16 protein-coding genes are annotated in these 16,008 nt (G+C 63.6%); 8 read left to right on the forward strand and 8 right to left on the reverse strand.

Annotation, left to right across the window (positions count from 1 at the left end):
• The first annotated feature begins 43 nt into the window (after positions 1-43).
• Positions 44-685 carry a TetR/AcrR family transcriptional regulator gene (locus H2O14_RS25100; RefSeq protein ID WP_182830058.1) on the forward strand — a complete coding sequence of 214 codons (642 nt, stop codon included), beginning with the start codon at positions 44-46 and terminating at the stop codon, positions 683-685.
• On the opposite strand, the gene H2O14_RS29125 is transcribed toward H2O14_RS25100, so the two are convergent.
• The 3 genes from H2O14_RS29125 to uxuA form a co-directional block, all read right to left on the reverse strand.
• Positions 686-1,357, reverse strand: a complete 672-nt coding sequence (locus H2O14_RS29125; RefSeq protein WP_312858732.1) for an amidase family protein — start codon at positions 1,355-1,357, stop codon at positions 686-688.
• Entirely contained in the window at positions 1,354-3,453 is a 2,100-nt protein-coding gene (locus tag H2O14_RS28205; RefSeq protein WP_246697814.1) for an agmatine deiminase family protein, read from the reverse strand. Before H2O14_RS28205 ends, H2O14_RS29125 begins: the two co-directional genes overlap by 4 nt.
• A 141-nt stretch (positions 3,454-3,594) precedes the next feature.
• On the reverse strand, positions 3,595-4,776 hold the full coding sequence (gene uxuA, locus H2O14_RS25115) for a mannonate dehydratase (RefSeq protein ID WP_182830059.1): 1,182 nt from the start codon (positions 4,774-4,776) through the stop codon (positions 3,595-3,597).
• A gap of 123 nt (positions 4,777-4,899) precedes the next feature.
• Between uxuA and H2O14_RS25120 the strand changes: the two genes are divergently transcribed.
• From H2O14_RS25120 to H2O14_RS25145, 6 genes are all read left to right on the forward strand, one after another.
• The gene (locus H2O14_RS25120) at positions 4,900-5,619 is read left to right on the forward strand and encodes a FadR/GntR family transcriptional regulator (RefSeq protein WP_182830060.1); all 720 of its coding nucleotides are present in this window, start codon (positions 4,900-4,902) and stop codon (positions 5,617-5,619) included.
• A 2-nt stretch (positions 5,620-5,621) separates the two neighbouring features.
• Positions 5,622-6,404 (forward strand): SDR family NAD(P)-dependent oxidoreductase, encoded by a 783-nt coding sequence (locus tag H2O14_RS25125; RefSeq protein ID WP_182830061.1) that lies wholly within the window; start codon positions 5,622-5,624, stop codon positions 6,402-6,404.
• Between the two features lie 94 nt (positions 6,405-6,498).
• A complete protein-coding gene (locus H2O14_RS25130; RefSeq protein ID WP_182830062.1) occupies positions 6,499-7,572 on the forward strand; it encodes a Gfo/Idh/MocA family protein in 1,074 nt (357 codons plus the stop codon).
• On the forward strand, positions 7,572-8,393 hold the full coding sequence (locus H2O14_RS25135) for a sugar phosphate isomerase/epimerase (RefSeq protein ID WP_182830063.1): 822 nt from the start codon (positions 7,572-7,574) through the stop codon (positions 8,391-8,393). Before H2O14_RS25130 ends, H2O14_RS25135 begins: the two co-directional genes overlap by 1 nt.
• Positions 8,393-9,211: an alpha/beta fold hydrolase gene (locus H2O14_RS25140; protein ID WP_182830064.1), complete on the forward strand. Its 819-nt coding sequence runs from the start codon at positions 8,393-8,395 to the stop codon at positions 9,209-9,211. The genes H2O14_RS25135 and H2O14_RS25140 overlap by 1 nt, the downstream gene beginning before the upstream one ends.
• The gene (locus H2O14_RS25145; protein ID WP_182830065.1) at positions 9,208-9,909 is read left to right on the forward strand and encodes a ribulose-phosphate 3-epimerase; all 702 of its coding nucleotides are present in this window, start codon (positions 9,208-9,210) and stop codon (positions 9,907-9,909) included. The genes H2O14_RS25140 and H2O14_RS25145 overlap by 4 nt, the downstream gene beginning before the upstream one ends.
• A 2-nt stretch (positions 9,910-9,911) precedes the next feature.
• Here H2O14_RS25145 and H2O14_RS25150 read toward each other — a convergent pair whose 3' ends face one another.
• The 5 genes from H2O14_RS25150 to H2O14_RS25170 all read right to left on the reverse strand — a co-directional run bounded on the left by H2O14_RS25150 (position 9,912) and on the right by H2O14_RS25170 (position 14,803).
• Positions 9,912-10,700 (reverse strand): DeoR/GlpR family DNA-binding transcription regulator, encoded by a 789-nt coding sequence (locus tag H2O14_RS25150; RefSeq protein ID WP_182830066.1) that lies wholly within the window; start codon positions 10,698-10,700, stop codon positions 9,912-9,914.
• 136 nt (positions 10,701-10,836) lie between these two features.
• Positions 10,837-11,583 (reverse strand): ATP-binding cassette domain-containing protein, encoded by a 747-nt coding sequence (locus tag H2O14_RS25155; protein ID WP_182830067.1) that lies wholly within the window; start codon positions 11,581-11,583, stop codon positions 10,837-10,839.
• Positions 11,576-12,640 carry an ABC transporter permease subunit gene (locus H2O14_RS25160; RefSeq protein ID WP_182830068.1) on the reverse strand — a complete coding sequence of 355 codons (1,065 nt, stop codon included), beginning with the start codon at positions 12,638-12,640 and terminating at the stop codon, positions 11,576-11,578. Before H2O14_RS25160 ends, H2O14_RS25155 begins: the two co-directional genes overlap by 8 nt.
• A gap of 115 nt (positions 12,641-12,755) precedes the next feature.
• Positions 12,756-13,745, reverse strand: a complete 990-nt coding sequence (locus H2O14_RS25165) for an ABC transporter substrate-binding protein (RefSeq protein ID WP_182830069.1) — start codon at positions 13,743-13,745, stop codon at positions 12,756-12,758.
• A 140-nt stretch (positions 13,746-13,885) separates the two neighbouring features.
• Complete coding sequence (locus H2O14_RS25170; RefSeq protein ID WP_210275619.1) at positions 13,886-14,803, reverse strand: sugar-binding transcriptional regulator; 918 nt, start codon at positions 14,801-14,803, stop codon at positions 13,886-13,888.
• A 258-nt stretch (positions 14,804-15,061) separates the two neighbouring features.
• Between H2O14_RS25170 and H2O14_RS25175 the strand changes: the two genes are divergently transcribed.
• A complete protein-coding gene (locus tag H2O14_RS25175) occupies positions 15,062-15,979 on the forward strand; it encodes a tagatose-bisphosphate aldolase (protein WP_182830070.1) in 918 nt (305 codons plus the stop codon).
• The last annotated feature ends 29 nt before the right edge of the window (positions 15,980-16,008 follow it).

Genomic DNA, 16,008 nt, shown 5'->3' on the forward strand with positions numbered 1-16,008 from the left:
TGGTTTGGAAAAGGGTAGATAGAAGCGCGAAGGGATTTCAATTGTGACGACTGCCAAGACAGGACCGAAGACACGCGCCCGCTTTCGCCGCGAGGCGCCGGAGGAGCGCCGCCGCCAATTGGGCGAAGCGGCGCTGCGCTGCATCGTCAAACATGGCAATGCCGGCGTGTCCGTACGGCAGATCGCGGCCGAGGCGGGCGTCACGCAGGGGCTGATTACCCATCACTTCGGCGAGATCAACGAACTTGTCGCCTATGCCTTCGACATCATGTCCGAAGGCATCCTGCAATCGATCGTCAAGGCGGTGGAGGAGGCTGAGCCCACGCCGAAAGCGCGGCTCGACGCCTTCATCACGGCCTCCTTCTCGCCGATCATGATGGACCGCGACGTGCTCGGCGTCTGGGTGGTGTTCTGGAGCCTGATCCTGCATTCGCCGCGCATGAGCGCATCGCAAAGGCAGGAATACGGCGACTATGTCGGCACGGTCCAAGGCTTGCTGGGCGATCTCTCCCGCGAAGAAGGGTTTGTGGTGGCTGATCTCCGCCTCGCAGCCGTATCCTTCACCGCGCTGATGGACGGGCTTTGGCTGGCATGGTGCCTCAACCCGGACGCCTTTCGCCCGGCAGAAGGCGTCCGTCTCTGCAACAACTGGATTGAAGGCCTGCGCCGCGGCGCCCATGCATGACTAGAGCGCGGGCGTCCGCGGTGGTTTCGTCCTCCGCACGCCGGTCATCTCGAAGGCGGCCGCCAGCGCAAGTAAATTGGTATCGTCATATGCGCGTCCGGCGAATGTCAGGCCGACCGGCATGCCCGTATCGGCCATCGTTCCCATCGGCACGGTGACTGTCGGGATGCCCAGATGGCGAATGGCGAGATTGCCGTTTGCGACCCAGACGCCGTTGCGCCATCCAAGATCGGCATGGACCGGATTCACATCCATGTCGGCGTGGCCGATATCGGCGACTGCGGGGAACAGTACCGCGTCCAGACCGAGCCCGTCCATCCAGAGCTCCAGATCCTGCCGCCTTGTCTCCTCGAGACCTCGCAGGCCTGCCTCGAGCGCAGGGATTTCCTCGAGCGAGCGATAGGGACGCGCCCGGGCGAGCGCCGGATATTGCGAGATATCATCGGAGAAGCCGGTGTAGCGATCGGGCAGCGCGCCGGGCGGGCGCGGGAAAATTTTGGCGCCGTCGACATCCGCGAGACTGTTCAGCGCGGGATCGCCGTTGGCCTGCAGGAAATCCTCCCAGCCCCAGGCGGAGAGGTCATGGATTTCGTAATGCAGGAAGTCGGGGTCGACGAGGCCACGCGTGGCGATCGAAGGCGCGCCCGGACGATCCGACTCATAGTTCGTCACGGCGGGAAAATCGACGAGGATGACCTCCGCGCCCGCCGCTTCGAGATCACGCCTCGCCTGGCGCCAGAGCTCGATGATCGAGGCCCGCGTATTGATGGGCTTGCCCGTCGAGCCGCCGATGCCGCCTTTCGGATTCGAGCCGGCCTCCGGATCTTCGTTGACGTACATGCTGGGGCGCCGAAACGTCTGCCGGCCAGCGCCTTCCGCGCCGCATTTTCATCCGAAGGCGCAAGCGCCGGATAGTTTGTCGGTCGCATGGTCGATGCGGCCGGCAGCTTGATCCAAGGCTGGGCTCGCCAGAAATCGCCGCGCGTCTGCGGATCGTCGACGACGATGACGTCCAGCAGTTCCAGCATGTCGGTCATGGTTCGGGTATGCGGCGCGACGACGTCCATCGTCGGCACCAAAGGCCAGTTGCCGCGGACGGAAATGACGCCGCGCGAAGGCGTATAGGCGCAGAGCGCATTGTAGGAGGCCGGCGCCCGACCGCTCGACCAGGTTTCCTCGCCGAGGCCGAAGGCCGCGAACGACGCCGACGTCGCCGTGCCGGAGCCGTTGGACGATCCCGAGCCGAATGCGCTGGTGAGCCATTCGGGATTGTAGGGGCTTTCAGCGCGTCCATAGACGCCGCGCTGCATGCCGCCATTCGCCATTGGCGGCATATTGGTGAGGCCGATGCAGATGGCGCCTGCGCCGCGCAGTCGCTCGATGGTGAACGCGTCGCGCTGGGCGATCAGATGCTCGAAAGCGGGGCTGCCGGCGGCGGCCGTCAGCCCGCGCACCAGAAAGCTGTCCTTGGCGGTATAGGGAATCCCGTCGAGCGGCGACAGAACCTCGCCCATTTTGCGACGCGCGTCAGAGGCTTGCGCTTCCTCGATGGCGTCCGGGTTCATCACCACCATCGAATTGAGCGCCGTGGCCGTTCCAGGCGCGTCATAGGCCTCGATGCGGGCCAGATAGGCCTCGACGAGTTCGACGCTCGTCACCTCCCGCGCCTCCAGGGCCGCGCGCAGTTGGGCGATCGATTTTTCGACGACGTCGAAGCGGCTCATCGTGTCACATCCCGGCTGTGACGGCGGGCTGCTGCTGGGTGATGCAGTGAATGCCGCCGCCGCGGGCGAAGATGGCGCGGAATCCACCGTAACGACCTCGCGGCCAGGATAGGCCTGTTGCAGGACGTCTGCGGCGGCGGCGTCCGCCGTGTCGTCGCTGAAGCCGCAGGCGATCACGCCGCCATTCACGGCGAGGTGATTGACATAGCTGAAATCGACGAAACCGTCCTCGTCGCGGATTTGTGCGGGCGCATCGAGATCGAGAATGGTGAAGCGCCGACCGGCCGCGTCGGTGGCTTCGGTCAGCAGAGCGCGGAGATCGCGCATGATCTGATGGTCGGGATGCTCCGGATTGGGCTGATTGTGCAGAAGCAGAACCCCGGGCGAGGCGATCGTGGCGACGATGTCGACATGGCCGCTGGTGCCGAAGTTCTCGTAGTCGCGCGTCAGGCCGCGCGGCAGCCAGATCGCCTTGGTGGCTCCGATCGTGCGGGCGAGTTCGGCCTCGACGCGGGCGCGGTCGGCATAGGGGTTGCGGCGTGGATCGAGCTGCACGGTGTCGGTGACGAGAACCGTGCCCTCGCCATCGACGTGAATGCCGCCGCCTTCGTTGACCAGCACGCTGGAGATCAGTTCCGCGCCGGTATGGGCGGCGATCAAGCGCGCTATGTCAGCCGACTTTTTCCATTCGGACCATTCATGGTCGCCCCAGCCGTTGAAGATCCAGTCGACGGCGCCGAGTGCGCCGGGCCTCTCGTCGTCGAGAACGAAGGTCGGGCCGAAATCGCGCATCCAGAATTCGTCGAGCGGCGCTTCGACGATTTCGATATGGCTGCCCAGCATGCGGCGGGCGCGGTCGAGCTCGGACGGATCGACCACCATGGCGACGGGTTCGAACTCGGCGATGGCGTGGGCGACCGCGGTCCAGGCGGCGTAACCTGTCTCCTTCCATGCCTCACCATCGCCGAGCGTTTCGCCGGCGCGTGGAAAAGCCATCCAGGTGCGGTCGTGGCGGGCGGTTTCTGAAGGCATGCGCCAAGTCATCGTCGAAATCCTAAATCGAAACAGGCCAATTCGTGAACGAGCCCGCCTGATCGAGGCAGCGTTTGGCAGTTCACGCGTTCCAGGCGCTTTCTCGCATTATTTGCGGAAGCTCGTCCATATGTTCCGAACGCTGCCACGACGTCAGGCCGCCAACCGCTCCACCGCCCGCATGACTCCGCGGATCTCGGCCAGGCCTTTCAGGCGACCGATGAGCGAATAACCCGGATTAACCCGCGCCTTGCCGATGTCGTCGGCAAGCAGATGGCCGTGATCGGGGCGGAGCGGAATGCGCCAATCCTGCCGCCCCTCCTCCTTGCGCCGCTTCTCCTCCTTCATCAGCGCCACGATCACGCCGACCATGTCGCCGGAACCGTCGAGATGATCGGATTCATGGAAGGAGCCGTCGGGCTCGATCCGCACATTGCGCAGATGGGTGAAGTGAATGCGGGGTCCGAATTCCTCGACCATGGCGACGAGATCGTTGTCGGCTCGGGCGCCATAGGAGCCGGTGCAGAAGGTCAGGCCATTGGCCGGCGAATCGACCGCGTGCAGGATCGACTGGGCGTCCTCAGCCGTCGAGACCACGCGCGGCAGGCCGAACAACGAAAATGGCGGATCGTCGGGATGAATGCAGAGCCGCGCTCCGCACTCCTCCGCCACCGGGACTATTTCGTGCAGGAAATGATGGAGATTGCCGCGCAAGGCTTCGGCGTCGATGCCGGCGTAATCGGCGAGCGCCGCGCGGAAGGCAGGACGATCGTAAACGCGCTCGGTGGCGGGCAGGCCGGCGATCAGGTTCTTCTCGATCCGCGCCTGTGTCGTTTCGTCCATGGTTTCGAACCGGGCCCGGGCCTCGGCGATGCGTTCTGCGGAGTAATCGGCCTCCGCGGTTTGTCTCGCAAGGATGAACAGGTCGTAGGCGGCGAAATCGATGGCGTCAAAGCGCAGCGCATAACCGGACGACGGCATGCGATACATCAGGTCGGTGCGGGTCCAATCCACCACCGGCATGAAATTATAGCAGATGGTGCGGATGCCGGACTTGGCAAGCGCCCGGATCGTATCCTTGTAGCGGCCGATAAAGGCGCTGCGCTCGGGGCCCCCAATCTTGATCGAATTGTGCACAGGAATGCTCTCGACCACCGACCATTCGAGCCCCTCGGCCTCGATTCGCCGCTTGTAGCTCAGAATCTCGTCTTCTGGCCAGGCGGAGCCGTTATAGATGTGGTGGAGGGCCGAAACCACGCCCGTGGCGCCGGCCTGCTTGATATGGTCGAGCGTGACGGGGTCATTCGGCCCGTACCAGCGAAAACATTCCTGCATCGTCATCCTCCCTTGCGCTATTGTTGGACCACAGAACGAAGATGAGATCAATATGATCTCCCTCCCCCGCCGATGTTGACGATCGAGGGAAATTGGTCCAACAATTCTTCAGGGGAGGACAAGATGCAGATCGAGGCAGCGGATAGCGGCGCTCGCAAGTCCAGCGGCTCGGCCGTCTCGAGGCTGGTGGAGCGGATTCAGGAGATGATCGCCGAGCGGCGCTTGTCTTTCGGCGATCCCTTGCCGACCGAGCGCGACCTCGCGCAGCAATTCGGCGCGAGCCGCAACACCGTCCGCGAGGCGCTGCAATATCTGCGCGCCTATGGGATCGTGGACATCAAGCCCAAGGCCGGCGCAGTTCTCGCAAACCGCCATTCCGACGCGATGTCGTCGCTTCTGACTCTGCATCACGCGATCTCGCCGGCGTCTTTTCGTGAGGTGCAGGGCTTTCGCAAGATCGTCGAGACCGGCGCCGGAGAGGCGGCGCTGCCGACGCTGACGGAGGCGCAGCTCGCTGACCTGGACGTCGCCAATCTAAACATACTGGACAGCGCTACAGTGGCCGAAGCGGCGGAAGCCGACTACGCCTTTCACGAGAAGCTGGTGGCGCTGGCCGGCAATGCGGTGTTGCTTGCGAGCTATCGCTACCAGCGGCAAACCATGCTTGAGCTCATGCGGCTCGGCAAGGAGACGCGGTTCATCAACGAGGAGACCTGGCGGGATCATCAAGCGATCGTCGAGGCTTTGAGAGCAAAAGACCGTATCGCCTATGCCTATCTGCTGAGCCGGCATCTGGATTACGGCATGCGTTTTGTGCGCCCTACGGCGGACAGGGAGGAGTAAGCGTGGAGTTCTCGGGAAAAATCGCCGTGGTGACCGGCACGTCCGGCATCGGCAGAGCATCGGCGATCGCGCTGGCGAATCAGGGCGCCACGGTGATTGCGCTCGGCATCGACCCCAAGGCGAACGCAGAACTGGCCGAGATCGCCGCTGGCGAGGCGCTGCCCCTTGCCGTGCGGCAGGCCGATGTCGCCGATGAACATCAGGTGGCTGCGGCCTTCGAGGCGCTTGGATGCGAGCATGGTGGTCTCGACGTCATCGTCAATTCGGCGGCGGTGCACCCCTATGGCACTGTTGTCACGACCGAGCACGAGACCTTTCTGCGCGCCTATGCCGTCAATGTCGGCGCGATCCAGCTGACCGGCAAATACGGAATACCCATGATGGAAAGGCGCGGCGGCGGCGCCATCCTGAATATCGCCTCGGTGCAAGGACATGCCTGCCAGAAGAATGTCGCCGCCTATGTCGCCACCAAAGGCGCGATCCATGCGCTGACGCGAGCCATGGCGCTCGATCACGCCAAAGCGAATGTGCGGGTGAATTCCATCAGCCCGGGCTCTGTCCGCACGCCGATCCTCGAGCTCGCCGCCCGCACCTTCGACGGCGACGACGCCGATGTCGAGGATGTCTTCCGCCGTTTCGGGGCTGCGCATCCCATCGGCCGCATCGGCGAGCCGGAGGAAGTGGCGCGCCTCGTCTGTTTCCTGGCGTCGGAGAAGTCTGGTTTCATCACCGGCGCGGATTATCGGGTCGACGGCGGGCTGCTTGCAGGTCTCGGCGTTGCTTGATCTGGTTTCAGCATTTATGCGCTTTTCTGCTCATATCGCTTGACATTTCGCAGAAGAGCGCATTTCTTTCCTGACGGATTTTTGGGAGGAAACCGTGAAGAAAGACAGCCGGCAATTGCGGGTCGGCGTATTGGGTTGCGGCCCGATCGCCCAGTTCGCGCATTTCGAATCCGCCGTGAAGGCGTCCAATTGCCGTCTCTACGCAATCTGCGACGCCGCCGAAGACCTCGCCCGTCGCATGGGCGCGACCTATGAGCCCGACAAGATCTATCTCGACTATGACCAGATGCTCGCCGATCCCGAGCTCGAGGCGGTGATCATCGCCACGTCGGACGCCTTCCATGTGCCCGCCTCGATCAAGGCCTTAGAAGCCGGAAAACATGTTCTCTGCGAAAAGCCGATCGGCCTTTCCGTCGAGGAGGTCGAGACCCTCCAGGCGGTGGTGGAGCGCACCGGCAAGGTGCTGCAGATCGGCCATATGAAGCGCTTCGACCACGGCATCGAGGCGGCGAAGCGTTTCATCGACAGGGATATGGGCGAGCGCCTGGCGCTGAAGGCCTGGTATTGCGACAGCACTCATCGCTATACGATGACCGACGCCGTCCAGCCCCTGCCCATTCTCAGCAAGGCGGCGCTCAAGCCGAAGGAGAATCCCAAGGCCGATCTCAAGCGCTACTACATGCTGGCGCATGGCTGCCATCTGGTCGATCTCGCCCGCTATCTCTGCGGCGAGATCACTTGGGTCCGGGCGCGACTGCTCGAACGGTTCGGCGCCTATTCCTGGTTCGTCGAGACGGAATTTGCCGATGGGTCTCTGGGGCATCTTGACCTGACGGTGGCGGTGCGGATGGATTGGCACGAGGGCTTCCAGCTCTATGGCCAGAACGGCAGCGTCACCGCCAAGACCTTTAATCCCTGGTATTTCCGGTCTTCCGAAGTCGAGATCTTCGACGAGCGCACGGCGACCTATCATCGCCCGCTCGGCGCGGATGGTCATTTCTACCGCCGCCAGCTCGAAGGTTTTGCCCGCGTCATTCTCGACGGGGCGCCGATGCAGGGCGCCGATATCGCCGATGGACTGGCGAGCGTGAAGGCCATGGCGGCCATCGCCCGCTCGGCCGAGAGCGGCGACAAGATCTTTGTCGCAGACATCAGGGGAGCCGTCTGATGAGGATCGGCATTTTCGCCAAGACATTTGCGGGCGAGCGGCCCGGCCCTGTGCTCGCGGCCGCCAAGGCTGCGGGCTATGACTGCGTACAGTTCAATTTCGCCTGTTGCGGCGTGCCCTCGATGCCGGACAGTGTCGACGAGGCCGTGCTCGAGGATATCTCGGTGGCGCGCGAAACGTCCGGCGTCGAGATTTCGGCATTGTCTGCGACCTACAACATGATCCATCCCGATAAGGCCGTTCGCGCCGAGGGTCTCGTCAGGCTCGGCGTCGCCATCCGCGCCGCCGCCGATCTCGGCATTCCCCTGGTCACACTCTGCACCGGCACGCGGGATGCCGACAATCAATGGCGGCATCATCCGGACAATCAGACGGAGGAGGCCTGGCGGGATCTCATCAAGGAGATGGGCCGCGCCGCGACGCTTGCAGAAGCGCATGGCGTTTGCCTCGGCATCGAGCCGGAACAGGCCAATGTGATCCGCGACGCCGATGACGCCGCACGGCTTTTCGCCGCCGTGCCCTCTGACAGGCTGAAAATCGTGCTGGACCCCGCCAATCTGTTCGAAATGGCGAGCGTGGAAGAAGCCCGCGCGATCGTGGCTGCCGCGATCGACGCGCTCGGTCCCCGCATCGCCATGGCGCATGCCAAGGATCGCGACGCGCGGGGCGAGTTCGTCACCGCCGGCCGCGGCGTCGTGGATTTCCCGGATATGTTTCGCCGCTTGAAGGCAGCCGGCTTCGATGGTTCGGTGGTGACGCATGGATTGTCGGCTGCGGAAGCGCCTGAAGTTTCAGACTTTCTCCGGAGGCTGGTTGTATGATGGCGGAAAAACTGACGCTGGTCTCGACGCCGTCGCTCCATGTCGTGGATATCGGCTCGGGCGCGCCTGTCGTCTTCCAGCATGGCCTGGGCGGCGACAGAAACCAGATCGCCGACAGCTTTCCCGCCGATTTGCCATGCCGGCGCGTGACGGTGGAATGCCGCGGCCATGGGCTCAGCCCCTTCGATCCCAAAGGGCGCTATTCCATCGCCCGCTTCGCCGACGACGTCATCGCCACGGCGGACAGTCTCGGCCTCGAACGGTTTTCGATAGGCGGCGTTTCCATGGGCGCCGCCGTGGCGCTCAACATCGCCTGCCGTTTTCCCGATCGCATCGACGCGCTCGCGCTGGTGCGTCCCGCCTGGCTGACGGCTGCCGCGCCCACCAATATGCAGCCATTCGTGGCGGTCGCCCATCATCTCCGGGCGCATGGCGCGGAGGGGCGCGACAGTTTCGCCACCTCCCCGATCGGACTTTATCTAGCGGAGCACGCGCCCGACAATCTCGCCTCGCTGCTCGGTTTCTTCGCCCATCCCGAACCGGATCAACTCGCCGCTCTCCTGCTGGACATCGCGCTTGATGGCCCGGGGGTGACGGAGGACGATCTTGCCGCCATTCGCGTCCCGACATTGACGGTCGGGCACGGGGTCGACGTCGTCCACCCGCTGGATTACGCGCGAAAGCTCGCCGCGCTCATCCCCGGCGCGGTCTGCGCCGAAATCACCCCCAAGGCCGTGGACCGCACGGCCTATGCCGCCGAACTCAAGGGCGCGCTCTCCGCTTTCTTCCGAATGACATCCAGGGATTCCCGATCATGAGCCTGAAGCCCAATTCCGACTGGTTCGACACTTTGCCGCGCGAGCGCCTGATGGCGGAGTATTCGCTATGGTCGGCGGACCTTGCCAATCTCGAAGCGGATGTCCGCCGGGTCGACGAGTTCGTCGATCTCTATCACGCCGACGCCGCAGACGGTCGTTTCGCGCCGTCCTTCCTGATGTTTCCCGACCAGATCGCCCGCATCCGCAAAGTCACGGCCAAGCCGATCCATGTGCATCTGATGATCGAGGGCGACATTCTTCTGAGCCAGATCCGCCAATTTGCGGAAGCCGGCGCCGATCTGATTTCCTTTCATCCCGAGACCGGCGACGTCACCAGCGCAGGGCTGGATCTGATCGCGGAATTGGGTGTGAAAGCGGGGCTTGTGTTACGGTTGGAAACGCCGGTGTCGGCGCTGGCGCCTTACGTGTCGAGGCTGGATTTCGTCACGCTGCTCGGCACGGCCATCGGCGTCAAGGGCCAGGGCTTGTCGGAAACCGCCTGCCCCCGGCTTCAGGAAGCCGGCGCGCTCATCGCGGCTTCCGGCCGCAACAATGCGGTTCTGGCGGCGGACGGCGGCATTCGCGAGACGACGGTTCCGCTTCTCCGCCAGGCGGGAGCGCAGACGGTGGTGATGGGCTCGCTCGCCTTCAACGATCCTGATCTGCCGGCGCGCATGGCCTGGCTGCGGTCCCTTTGAGGTCAAGCGACAATCAGCTGGGTTCCCGCCTTCTTCATTGCCTGGGCGATCGGCTCGGGCGGCCATTCATCGGTGATCACCACGCCGATCTGCGAGAAGGTGGCGATCTTGGCGAAGGCGGTGACGCCAAATTTCGAATGGTCGATCAGCGCGATGGCGCGGCTGGCGATCTTGATCATCGCCGCCGTCTCCGAGGCCTCGTCGAGCCGGCCCATGGTGACGCCGGCCACCGATAGACCGGTCGCGCCGATCACGGCGGTGTCGGCGCTGATGCCGGAGACTTCCGGAAAGCCGACTGCGCCGATCGTCACCTGCGACACCGGCCAATAGACGCCGCCGAGAATATGCAGCGCCCTGACAGCATGGTCAGGCGCCACAGGCGGAATGCGGAGATTGTTGGTGATCAGCGTCAAATCGCGGCGCTCGCCGAGTGCTGCGGCAAAATAGCAGGTGGAGGAGCCGCCATTGACGATGAGCGTCTCGCCATTGCGGATGAGCGAGGCCGCCTTCTTGGCGATCCGCTGCTTGGCGGCGGTATAGGCGTCCATGCGGCTGCCCAGCGTGGTGTCGACGCGCACCAGCGCATCGTTGAACACGGCGCCGCCATGGGTGCGCAGCAGAAGTCCACGTTGTTCGAGCTGATCGAGATCCCGCCGGACCGTGTCGCGAGAAACGGCAAGCTGTTCCATCAATTCGTTGACGGTCAGTTGCCCATGCTGCCGGAGAAGATCGATGAGGCGGTTCTGCCGCACCGCCGGCAGCGCGGCGCTGGCCGCCGTCTCTTTCTGCATGTCTATTCCCCTTGAATACGCGGGATGCCGTCGCTCCCGCGCTTTTCGCCTCATATCAAGGGCTGGTCGCCTTTGCCAAGGCTTAAGGAGGACCCGGCGCATGCGCCGGAGCCTCCTGTATCGAAGCGCGGGACGATCAGCCGCCGATCATCAGCTTGACGATCTCGTCATGCGTCGTCTCGGCGATCTGCCTTTCGCCGGCGACGACCCCGCGGCGCAGCACCACGATACGGTCCGAGACGGCGAAAATATCCTGCAGGTTATGCGAGATGAAGATCACGCCTTTGCCCTGCGCCTTCAGCGCCTTGATCAGCGAGATCACCTTGCGCTGTTCCGGCACGCCGAGCGCGGCGGTCGGTTCGTCCATGATCAGGATCTTGGCGTTCCAGTAGACGGCGCGGCCGATGGCCACAGCCTGACGCTGACCGCCGGAGAAGTTGCTCACCGGGGCGTCCAGCCGTTTGACGTGGAAATCCAGCTTGGCCATGGTTTCCCGTGCTGCATCCGCCATCTTCTTGCGGTCGAGCGCCGGCAGGAAGCCGAACAACTTGCGCATCGGTTCGCGGCCGAGAAAGATATTGGCGCCGATGGTGAGATTGTCGGCGAGCGCCAGATCCTGATAGATCGTCTCGATGCCGAGCGCGCGCGCCTCCTGCGGCGAGCCGAACTTCACCTCCTCGCCTTCGATCAGGATTTCACCCGATGTCGGCGGATAGACACCGGAGAGCGCCTTGATCATCGTGGTCTTGCCTGCGCCGTTGTCGCCGGCCAGCGCCACGACTTCGCCGGGGCGGACCACCATGGAGCAACCTTCGAGCGCCCGGACCGCGCCGAAATGACGGGAGAGATTGCGGACTTCGAGAAGCGGCGTTTGACTATTCATCCTGCTTGCCTCCGCTGAACCGGCGCTGGGCCTGGTCGATCAGCACGGAAATGATGATGACGACGCCGACGGCGATGAACTGCCAGAACGGTTCGACATCGATGAAGACGAGGCCGTATTGGATCACGGCGATGACGAGAGCGCCGGCAACCGTGCCGATGATCGAGCCCGAGCCGCCGAAAAGCGACGCGCCGCCGATGACCACGGCTGCGACGGAATCGAGCAGCAGCGGTTCGCCGGCCTGCGCTGCGCCGGCGGTGAAGCGCGCGGCGTATAGCGCGCCGCCCAATCCTGCGCACATGGCCGAGAGGATGTAGAGCTTGAGGATATGCGCCTTGATGTCGATGCCGGCCCGGCGGGCAGCCTGAGCATTGGCGCCGATGGCGTAATTGTGCTGACCGAACCGCGTCTGGCTGAGCACGTAGTGCATGGCCAAGACGAAGATCGCGGTGACGATGACCAGATAGGGCACGCCGAACAGACGGCCATTGCCCAATGCGGCGAACCAGGAATTGCTGACAGGCACGGTGGTGCCGCCGGCGAGAAGAAAGGCCGCGCCGCGGGCGACGCCGAACATGCCGAGCGTGCCGATGAAGGGCGGGATCTTGAGTCGGGAAATCAGCAAGCCGTTGACCACGCCCGGCACGGCGGCCGCGAGAATAGACGCGAGGATGCCGAACAGCATGGCGAACGGCAGCGGCATGTAGACACCGGCGATATTGGTCAAATGCGCGGCGACGACGGCCGCCAGGCCCATGATGAAGCCGGTCGACAGGTCGATGCCGCCGGAAATGATGACAAAAGTCTGCCCCACCGCAATCAGCAGCGGCGCCACGGCGAAGATCGCCACGGACTGCCAGTTGAACGAGGAAAAGGCGAAGGTGCCGCCGAACGAGACGCGGGACCAGATTTCGAAAATGATGATGAGAGCGGCCAGAAAAAGCCAGGCCCTCAGTTGGGCGATACGCTGCAGCAGCGTCTTGCCGGCTTCGGCGTGGTCGGCCTGCGGCGCGACATGTTTTTCGGCCTCGGTCGTCATGGTTGCAATATCCGTCATTGTTTTTCCCGGGTTCAGTCCCGGCGACCGGGCGAACAACATCGCCCCGACGCGTCAAACGAGGAAAAGCGGCGCCCAACGCAAAGCGTGGGCGCCGAGGCTCAGGGAGTAAAAGTTATTCCGAGTAGATGAACTTGGCGACGTTCGGATCGGACAGGTTGGACTTGTCGATCACGGTAAAGCCGGTGCCAATCGCGGTCGGCACGGAATTGCCGGTCAGATGCGCATAGGCGGCCATGACGCCGAAATAACCGATTTCAGCCGGATGCTGGGCGATCGCCATATCCACGAGGCCGCCGTTGATGTTGTCGACAATGCTGCCGGGCGCGTCGAAGGCCACGACGCGGACTTTACCCATCTGGCCGGCCTGCTGAACGCCGTTGGCGGCGCCGAGGGCGGAGAACAGGTTGGCGCCGAACACGCCCGAAAGATCGGGATTGCGGGCATAGACGGCCTGCAGCTGGGACGCGGCCTTGTTGGCGTCGTTGTCGTTGAACTGGGTTTCCAGGACGGTAATGTCGGGATGCTTGGCCATTTCGGCCTTGAAGCCTTCCTCGCGCTGGTCGGTGGTCGAGATGCCCGGCTTGACGTTGGACACATAGACCTTGCCCTTGTCGCCGATCGCCGCGGCCAAAGCGCGGGCGGCGATTGCCCCGCCGAGCACGTTGTCGGACGCCACATAGGAGATCGGGAAATCGGCGTCGCCGGCGCCCGTCTGATACTGGCCGGTGCCGATGAAGGTGTCGACGGTGATCACGGGAATGCCGGCGTCGGCGGCCTTCTTGAGCGGCTGCACGAGCTGCGTCTTGTCGGTCGGCGCAATCAGGATCGCGTCAGGCTTCTTGGCGATCACGGCGTCGAGCACCGGAACCTGGGTGACCGGGTTGAAATCCGGCGCGCCCTGGAACACGAGTTCGGCGCCTACCGCCTTGGCGGCGGCTTCCGCGCCCTTGCGCATGGTGATGTAGAAGGCGTCCGTGGTCAGGCCCGGAATGAGGGCGATGGTGAATTTTTTGTCCTGCGCGCCAGCGCTTCCTGCCGAAAGCGCGACCGCGCTCGCCATTGCGAGCGCACCGGCCGCCTTGAAAAATGAACGACGCTCCATAGTCTCCTCCTCGAGATGTGCGTGTTGGGATAGCCCGATCCACTCCTCCTCGGGATCGTGCATGGCCCATATTCACGCTCGTTCAGAGCCGGCGTCAAGTGAAATATTTTCCTGAAAGATATTTCTTGCGTTTTTTTGCGTTAATCTGGAGTGCGCTCTGCGCTGATGAGGTCGATGACCGCCTGCGCGGTGGTCGTGTCCGTCACCACGGCGTTGACCATGCCGGATCTCACGGCGCCGACAACGCCTGCCGCCTTCTCCGGTGAGGCGACGACGCCGATCGAGAGTGGGGTCTGGCGCAGTTGTTGCGGGCTCGCTGCGATCATCCTCTCCTCGCCATCCCAGGGCAGCAATCTGCCGTCGACCGCCACGTAATGGCGGATCACATCGCCGGCGGCATTGATCAGCGCCTTCTCGCTGGCGGTGGCGGCGCTGGCCTCGGTTGGTTGCGGCGCATGCGTCAGGCCGACGCCGACTATGGCGCAATCGAGCCGGTCCCAGAGCGCGATGGTCTCTCGCACCGAGGCGTCCGATAGAAATGCGTCGCGGAGTTCGAGCGAGGAAAGATAGGGCGCGTGCAGAAATCTCGGCTGGCCGCCGATCTGCTCGGCAGCCGAGCGGACGAATTCATTGATTTGAAAATGCGGCGCCGCCTGTTGCATGCCGCCGTTCAAGGGGACGACTTGAGCATCGCCGAGCGGCGGCAGTCCCGCCAGCACCACCTCGCGCACTGCCCGTCCCCACCCCAGACCGATCACCGCGCCTTCGCCGAGACCGGCCGCCTTGAGAAGGCCGCCCAGCGGTTGGGCCAGCGCGCCGAGCACGCCGCTTTGCGGCGTATCGATCACCGCCGCCGCCTTCAGGCCCAGAGCCGCAATCAGTTCAGCAGTAATCTCTTCGGGCGAGACGAGATCGAGCACCTCGATCCTGACGATGCCGACGGACCGGGCCTTTTGCAACATGCGGGAGACCGTGGCCGTGGACATGCCGAGTTTCCGCGCAATATCGATCTGCGACATGTCGGAGACATAATGCAGCTTGGCCACCATATGCAGCATGGCGCGGGTCGCCGCCGTTTCCTGAGCGGGTTGGGGAGGCAGCTTGCAATTCCTTTCAGAAACGTGTTACACGATTGCTGGAGGAGTTATCGCCGAAAACCATCAGTTTAGCAACGCTTGAAACGACGCTGTTATCAGCGATGAGGGCCGGAAATCACCGCATTTCCGCCAATGGCGCTCTGTTGCCTATGGTTTTCCGGAGGTGTTCGACCTGAAATGCTGAAATTGCGGGCCTAGACCCGCTTTGGGAGAGAAACGATGAGCATGATGACTACGGCCGAATTGCGCGGCTACCAGCAGATCTGTGGCGACAATGGCGCGATGATGGTGATCGCCTGCGACCAGCGCGGCGGCATGCGACAATTGCTGGCGGATGATCCCGAAGCGCAAGCGAAAATCGCCAACGATGTGCTCGGCGACACCAAGGCGGACATCACCCGCTATCTGGCGTCGGAAGCGGGTTGCGTGCTGGTCGATCCTGTCTGTGCGGTGCCGCATCTCGTCGACAACTGGGTCCTGCCGCGCAACACCGCGCTGCTGATCGGCCTGGACGCGTCGGGTTGGGACGTGTCGCCCGAGGGCTACCGCATCTCCAAGCTCTGCGACGGCGTCAATGCCCGCAAGGTCCGCGAACTCGGCGGCACAGGCGGCAAGATCATGGTCTATCTCCGTTCTGACAAGCCCGAGGCCAACACTCGCAATCTGGAAATCCTGAAGGATTGCATCGATGATTTCGCGCGTGAAGAGCTGTTTCTCGTCGTCGAATTCCTGACCTACAGGCTCGAGGACGAAAGCAAGGAAGCCTATGAGGCGATTTTCCCGCAGCTAATTCTCGACGGTTGCCGCATGAGCATCGACCTCGGCGCCAAGGTGCTGAAGATTCCCTATCCGGGGTCGGATGACGCCTGCGCCGCTGTCACCAAACTCTGCGGCGACACACCCTGGGCGGTGCTGTCGGCCGGCGTCGATCATTCGACCTTCCTGGTGCAGGTGGAAAGCGCGATGAAGCATGGCGCTTCCGGCGTGATCGCGGGCCGTTCCCTGTGGAAGGACTGCATTTCACTGGATCGCACGGTCACCAAATCCCGCCTGCAGGAAATCGCCGTTCCGCGCCTGCGCGAGATCCAAGCGATCATCGATCGCTACGCCAAGACCCAGCGCCGCCAGGCGGCGTGACGGAGGCCGGCATGGCGGATGAGGCTATC

Origin of the sequence: Rhizobium sp. G21, from assembly GCF_014158035.1 — a bacterium.
Classification (GTDB): domain Bacteria; phylum Pseudomonadota; class Alphaproteobacteria; order Rhizobiales; family Rhizobiaceae; genus Rhizobium_E.

Coding starts and splice junctions, on each gene's coding strand:
- H2O14_RS28205 (WP_246697814.1), bottom strand. CDS start 3,453: ATGACTTGGCGCATGCCTTCAGAAACCGCCCGCCACGACCGCACCTGG.
- uxuA (WP_182830059.1), bottom strand. CDS start 4,776: ATGCAGGAATGTTTTCGCTGGTACGGGCCGAATGACCCCGTCACGCTC.
- H2O14_RS25120 (WP_182830060.1), top strand. CDS start 4,900: ATGCAGATCGAGGCAGCGGATAGCGGCGCTCGCAAGTCCAGCGGCTCG.
- H2O14_RS25135 (WP_182830063.1), top strand. CDS start 7,572: ATGAGGATCGGCATTTTCGCCAAGACATTTGCGGGCGAGCGGCCCGGC.
- H2O14_RS25140 (WP_182830064.1), top strand. CDS start 8,393: ATGGCGGAAAAACTGACGCTGGTCTCGACGCCGTCGCTCCATGTCGTG.
- H2O14_RS25145 (WP_182830065.1), top strand. CDS start 9,208: ATGAGCCTGAAGCCCAATTCCGACTGGTTCGACACTTTGCCGCGCGAG.
- H2O14_RS25150 (WP_182830066.1), bottom strand. CDS start 10,700: ATGCAGAAAGAGACGGCGGCCAGCGCCGCGCTGCCGGCGGTGCGGCAG.
- H2O14_RS25155 (WP_182830067.1), bottom strand. CDS start 11,583: ATGAATAGTCAAACGCCGCTTCTCGAAGTCCGCAATCTCTCCCGTCAT.
- H2O14_RS25160 (WP_182830068.1), bottom strand. CDS start 12,640: ATGACGGATATTGCAACCATGACGACCGAGGCCGAAAAACATGTCGCG.
- H2O14_RS25165 (WP_182830069.1), bottom strand. CDS start 13,745: ATGGAGCGTCGTTCATTTTTCAAGGCGGCCGGTGCGCTCGCAATGGCG.
- H2O14_RS25170 (WP_210275619.1), bottom strand. CDS start 14,803: ATGCTGCATATGGTGGCCAAGCTGCATTATGTCTCCGACATGTCGCAG.
- H2O14_RS25175 (WP_182830070.1), top strand. CDS start 15,062: ATGAGCATGATGACTACGGCCGAATTGCGCGGCTACCAGCAGATCTGT.